Source organism: Sphingobium sp. C100, from assembly GCF_000508185.1.
In the GTDB taxonomy this organism is placed as follows: Bacteria; Pseudomonadota; Alphaproteobacteria; order Sphingomonadales; family Sphingomonadaceae; genus Sphingobium.
The window spans coordinates 1-5,681 of record NZ_AYOY01000058.1 but is presented as its reverse complement, the minus strand read 5'-3'; the positions used below and the strand labels follow the sequence as shown (position 1 = coordinate 5,681).

The window sequence follows — 5,681 nt, the reverse complement described above, 5'->3', positions numbered from 1 at the left end:
GGCGGCGACCGCCGTCAGCCGGTCCCATGCCGCATCCGCGCCGGTCGCGACCAGGGTGATGGTCTTGAGCGTGGGCTTGGCCTTTTCCGGCTGGCGCGTGCGATAGGTGTCGATCCGCCAGCCGCGCAGGCGCGCGCCAAAAGCGAGCTGGGCCGCCCGCTCACCGCTCGCGCCGCCGAAAAATTCGACCGCGGCATGGACTGCGCCGCTGGTGGCCAGCTTGGCGACCAGCGCGCCGCCGGCCTTTTCCATATCCTGCTCGTTCCCCGCGCCGGTGCCCAGCAACAGCACGCGCAGCGTCGCGCCGCCTTCCTGAACGAAGCTTTCGAAGCTGGTCCCGGCCTCGCCCGTGAAGCGCGACGCGCTCGCGCCGGCGGCCAGGATCGGCGCCGCCGCCAGCGGCAGCGCGTCAAGGTCGCCCTTGGGCACGGCAAAGACCAGGGTGTCGGCGTCGGGGCGGGTCGGACTGAACTGGATATCCATCAGGGCGGTTTTCCTCTTATTGTCCGCGGCGACGGACGCCGCGCGGTTATCTGCCAGATAGTGTGGCTTGGCCCGTCTGGCAAAGCCGTTCGACCGATTTTGCACGCCATGATGCGCGGCAGGCGATTGCGGACCGGCTATCAGTGCGATAGGCGGGTGGGCCAGACGCGCCCGTCCATTGAGGCCTAACGCTTGCAGACCGCCTTACTCCCCTTTTCCTTGACCGCTTCCATCCGCGCCGCCCTGCTGGGCGGCGTCGCGCTCGCCGCCTGCCCGCACGCGCTGGCCCAGCAGCTCAACGAGCCGCAGGTGGCGATCAGCGCGCCTGACGCGCCGGTGCCGGAAAATGACGACCAGATCGGCTTTGCCGCCGACGCGCTGGAATATGACAGCGACCGCGAAATCGTCACCGCCAACGGCAATGTGCAGTTGCTGCGCGAGGGCAATCGCCTGCGCGCCGACAAGGTCGTGTGGGACCGCAACAGCGGCAAGGTGGAGGCGCAGGGCAATGTGTCCGTCGTCGATCCCGAAGGCAATGTCGCTTATGGCGACAGGTTCGACGTCACCGACACGCTGAAGGACGGCCTCGTCGATAATATGTTGCTGGTGCTCGAATCCGGCGGGCGGCTGGCCGCGGCCAAGGGGACGCGGGCCAATGGCGTCTATACCCTGAACCATGCCGCCTATACCGGCTGCGCGGTCGAGGACAGCGACGGCTGCCCCAAGGAGCCGACCTGGCAGATCAACGCGGTGCGGGTGGTCTATGACCCGACGCGGGAGCGAGTGACCTACAAGAACGCCAATATCGAATTGTTCGGCCTGCCGCTCATTCCGCTGCCCGGCTTCAGCCATCCGGTCGGCGACAATGGCGGCAGCGGCCTGTTGATGCCCAATCTGCGCTATGATCGCACCAACGGGTTCGAAGTCGCCCTGCCCTATTATTTCAAGCTGGCGCCCAATCGCGACCTGACGATCACGCCGCATGTCTACACCAGCACGCTGCCGATGCTCGAAACCAATTTCCGGCATCTCTATGATCGCGGCGCCTATCAGGTGACGGGCTATGTCACCCATGGCAGCCGCGTGGCGACCAGCGACAGCAGCGCGGGGACGACGCCGACCGGCACCGAAAAGGATATTCGCGGCTATCTGGACGCATCGGGCACGATGCAACTGACGCCCGAATGGAGCGTGGACGGATCGCTCCGCGTCGCCACCGACCGGACCTTTCTGCGCCGCTACGACATCAGCCGCGACGACCGTTTGCGTTCGACCATCGGCGCGCAACGGATCGGCGAAAACAGCTATCTGTCGATTCGCGGCTGGGCGGTCCAGACGCTGCGCCAGGGCGATTCGCAGGGGCAGACGCCGATCGCGCTGCCGGTCATCGATTATCGGCTGCGCATGAAGGATCCCTGGCTGGGCGGCGTGCTCCAGCTTCAGGCGAACACGCTGGCGATCACCCGCACCAGCGGCCAGGATACGCAGCGCGCCTTCGCGGCGGCCGAATGGAATCTGCGCACCCTCACGGGCCTGGGGCAGGAAGTCACCTTCACCGGCTATCTGCGCGGCGATGTCTATCACAGCAGCGACAATCTGCTGACCTCGGTCGCCAGCTATGCCGGCGATCCGGGCTGGCAGGGGCGCGGCATCGCCGCGGCGGCGGTGGACGTGCGCTGGCCCTTCGTCGGCGAAGCGTTCGGCGGCGTGCAGCGGATCGCCCCGCGCGTGCAGATCGTCGCGTCCCCGCATCTGGCCAACCTGTCGCTGCCCAATGAGGATGCGCGCGCGGTCGATCTGGAGGACAGCAACCTTTTCGCGCTCAACCGCTTCGCGGGCTATGACCGGTTCGAGGATAGTTCGCGCATCACCTATGGCCTGGAATATGGCCTGGACCTGCCAAATTTCTCGCTTCGCAGCATCATCGGCCAAAGCTATCGCATCGACCGGCAGGAAAGCATCCTGCCCGACGGCACCGGCCTGTCCGACCGCACGTCGGACGTGGTCGGCCGCACGACCCTGCGGTACAAGGATTTCGTTAGCCTGATCCATCGCTACCGGCTGGACAAGGATAATCTGGCCGTCCGCCGCAACGAGATCGACGCGACCGTCGGCAGCAAGAAAACCTATGCCATGGTCGGCTATCTGCGCCTCAACCGCAACGCCCTGTCGGGCCTGGAGGATTTGCAGGACCGTGAGGAATTGCGCCTGGGCGGCCGGGTGCAGTTTGCGCGCTTCTGGTCGGTGTTCGGATCGACCGTCATCGACCTGACCGACGCGAAGGAAGACCCCGTCAGCGTCTCCGACGGCTATGAGCCGGTGCGCCATCGTCTCGGCATCGCCTATGAGGATGATTGCCTGACGCTCGGCCTCACCTGGCGGCGCGACTATCAGGCCAATGGCGACGCGCGAAAGGGCAATAGCTTCCAGCTTCGGCTAGCTTTCCGCAATATTGGCATATAAGGAACGGGCTCGTCCTTCCCGTCAGGGCCGGTTAAGGCGGGCTCGTGCATCAGGCGCGGGACCGTATTGGAGATTATTGCTGACGATGCTGCCCGCCGTTTCCTCGCCCAGCCGCATGACCCGCGGCGCTCGCGTCAGCCTGCGTTCCTTGATCCTGTCCTCCGCGCTGTTGGCCACCGGGCTGCAACCGGTCGCGGCGCAGACGGTCGGCGATGACGACACCGACGTCGCCGCCCAACAGCTCAACCTGCCCAAGGACGTCACCGTCTTCGGCAAGAGCGACCCCAATGTCCGCAAGGCGACCGCGATCGTCAACGGCCGCATCATCACCGGCACCGATGTCGACCAGCGCCTGGCCCTCATCATCACCGCCAATGGCGGCAAGGTGGCGGATGATGAAAAGGAGCGGCTGCGCGTCCAGGTGCTGCGCAACCTGATCGACGAAACGCTTCAGATCCAGGAAGCGGCCGCCAACGACATCAAGATCGCGCCTGAGGAAATCCAGCAAAGCTATGAGCGGGTCGCGGCCAATTTCCGCAAGTCGCCTACCGAGTTCGACCAGTATCTGCGCGAACAGGGCAGCGCCGCCGCCAGCATCAAGCGCCAGATCGAGGGCGAACTGGCATGGAGCCGCCTGCTCCGCCGCAACATCCAGCCGTTCGTGAACGTGTCCGAAGACGAAGTGAAGTCGGTGATCGACCGGCTGAACGCGGCCAAGGGCAGCGACGAATTCCGTATCGGCGAAATCTATCTGTCGGCGACCCCGGAAAATCACGACCAGATCGTCGCCAACGCGCGCAACATCATCGAACAGATTCAGCAGGGCGGCAGCTTCCCCGCCTATGCCCGTCAGTTTTCCGAAGCATCGACCGCGGCGGTCGGCGGCGACCTGGGCTGGATTCGTCCGGCGCAGCTTCCGGCCGAACTGGCGCAGGCCGCGGCCGAAATGCAGGTCGGCCAGATCGCCGGACCGATCGAGACCGTGGGCGGCGTGTCGATCATCTACGTCATGGACAAGCGCAAGGTGCTGACCGCCGACCCGCGCGACGCCCTGCTCAGCCTCAAGCAGCTCTCGCTCCTCTTCCCCGAAGGCACGACCAAGGAACAGGCGAGCGCCAAGGCGGCCAGCTTCGCCGCCGCGGTCAAGGAGATCAAGGGTTGCGGCCAGGCCAATGAAATCGGCGCCCGGATCGGGGCCGATGTGGTCGACAATGACAATGTGAAGGTGCGCGACCTGCCGCCGCAATTGCAGGACATCCTGCTCAACCTCCAGGTCGGCGAGACCACGCCGCCCTTCGGTTCGATCACCGACGGCGTGCGCGTGCTCATCGTCTGCGGCCGCGACGATCCGACGTCGGCCAACGCCCCCAATCCCGACCAGATCATGGCGCAGCTGGAAGAAGAACGGGTCAACAAGCGCGCGCGCATCTATCTGCGCGACCTTCGCCGCGATGCCGTTATCGAATATAACTGATCCGCTTCCGCCCGATCGGCAGGAGCTGGCGCCCTTCGCCGTCTCGCTCGGCGACCCGGCGGGGATCGGGCCGGAGATCGTGGCCAAAAGCTGGGTCATGCGGGAAGCGCGCGGCTTGCCGCCCTTTTTCGCGGTCGGCGATGCGGCGTCGCTGCGCGCGGTCTGGCTGGGACCAGTGGCGCGCATCGACAGCCCGGAGCAGGCCGCCGATATTTTCCCGTCCGCCCTCCCCTGCCTGCAAGTCGGCGAAGCGGGCGACATCGTGCCGGGCAGTCCGAGCATGGAGGGCGCGCGCGTCGCCTTTCAGGCGCTGGAGGTTGCGGTCGGGCTGGCCCGGGCCGGATCGGCGGCGGGCATCGTCACCGCGCCGGTTGGCAAGGAACAGCTTTACGGCGTCGGCTTCACCCATCCCGGCCAGACCGAATTCATCGCCGAACGCTGCGGCGTCGCGCCGCACAATGCCGTCATGATGCTCGCCGGCCCGTCGCTCAAGGTGGTGCCGATCACCATTCACATTCCCCTGGCCGACGTTTCCGCCGCGATCACCATCGACCTGATCCGCGCGCGCGCGCTGACCACGGTCAAGGGGTTGCAGCGTAATTTCAACATCGGCCGTCCGCGTCTTGCGGTCGCAGGGCTCAATCCTCATGCCGGCGAAAATGGCGCGCTGGGCCGTGAGGAGATTGACGTGATCCGTCCCGCCATCAATCTGCTGCGCGAGGAGGGGATCGACATATATGGTCCGCTCGCCGCCGACGGCATGTTCCATGCCCGCGCGCGCGAAACCTATGACGCGGCGCTGTGCATGTATCACGATCAGGCCCTGATCCCGATCAAGACGCTGAATTTCGACGAAGGCGTCAATATCACGCTGGGCCTGCCGATCGTGCGGACATCGCCCGACCATGGCACCGCCTTCGGCATCGCGGGCACCGACAGCGCCAATCCCGGCGCGATGATGGCGGCGCTGCGCATGGCGGCCGAAGCAGCCCGCGCCCGCATCGCGCATGGCTGATACCCGGCCGGCACCGCCGCCCCTGCGCCCGGCGTTACCGCCCCTGCGTGAGGTGATCGCCCGCCATGGCCTGGCCGCCAGCAAGGCGCTGGGGCAGAATTTCCTGCTCGACGAACAATTGCTGGACCGCATCGCCGCCATTCCCGGCCCCTTGGCGCAGATGCCGGCCTTTGAGGTCGGGCCAGGCCCCGGCGGGCTGACCCGCGCGATCCTGCGCGCCGGCGCGCGGCTGGGGGCGGTGGAGCG

5 protein-coding genes are annotated in these 5,681 nt (G+C 66.4%); 4 read left to right on the top strand and 1 reads right to left on the bottom strand.

Annotated features, from left to right (window positions below):
- A partial coding sequence (locus C100_RS0124135) for a M17 family peptidase N-terminal domain-containing protein (protein WP_031308806.1) occupies positions 1 to 483 on the bottom strand: 483 nt, incomplete at its 3' end.
- 231 nt (positions 484 to 714) lie between these two features.
- Here C100_RS0124135 and C100_RS30440 point away from each other — a divergent pair.
- The 4 genes from C100_RS30440 to C100_RS0124130 form a co-directional block, all read left to right on the top strand.
- The gene (locus C100_RS30440) at positions 715 to 2,946 is read left to right on the top strand and encodes an LPS-assembly protein LptD (RefSeq protein ID WP_037529869.1); all 2,232 of its coding nucleotides are present in this window, start codon (positions 715 to 717) and stop codon (positions 2,944 to 2,946) included.
- Between the two features lie 85 nt (positions 2,947 to 3,031).
- Positions 3,032 to 4,420, top strand: coding sequence for a peptidylprolyl isomerase (locus tag C100_RS30435; protein ID WP_024018820.1), 1,389 nt, complete (start codon positions 3,032 to 3,034; stop codon positions 4,418 to 4,420).
- The gene (gene pdxA / locus C100_RS30430; protein ID WP_024018819.1) at positions 4,398 to 5,435 is read left to right on the top strand and encodes a 4-hydroxythreonine-4-phosphate dehydrogenase PdxA; all 1,038 of its coding nucleotides are present in this window, start codon (positions 4,398 to 4,400) and stop codon (positions 5,433 to 5,435) included. Before C100_RS30435 ends, pdxA begins: the two co-directional genes overlap by 23 nt.
- The coding region (locus tag C100_RS0124130) for an rRNA adenine N-6-methyltransferase family protein (RefSeq protein WP_031308805.1) at positions 5,428 to 5,681 on the top strand (254 nt) is incomplete at its 3' end. The genes pdxA and C100_RS0124130, both read left to right, overlap by 8 nt.

What these genes read in the sequence shown, in the direction of transcription:
- pdxA (WP_024018819.1), top strand. Translation starts at nt 4,398, where the DNA reads ATGCCGTTATCGAATATAACTGATCCGCTTCCGCCCGATCGGCAGGAG.
- C100_RS30435 (WP_024018820.1), top strand. Translation starts at nt 3,032, where the DNA reads ATGCTGCCCGCCGTTTCCTCGCCCAGCCGCATGACCCGCGGCGCTCGC.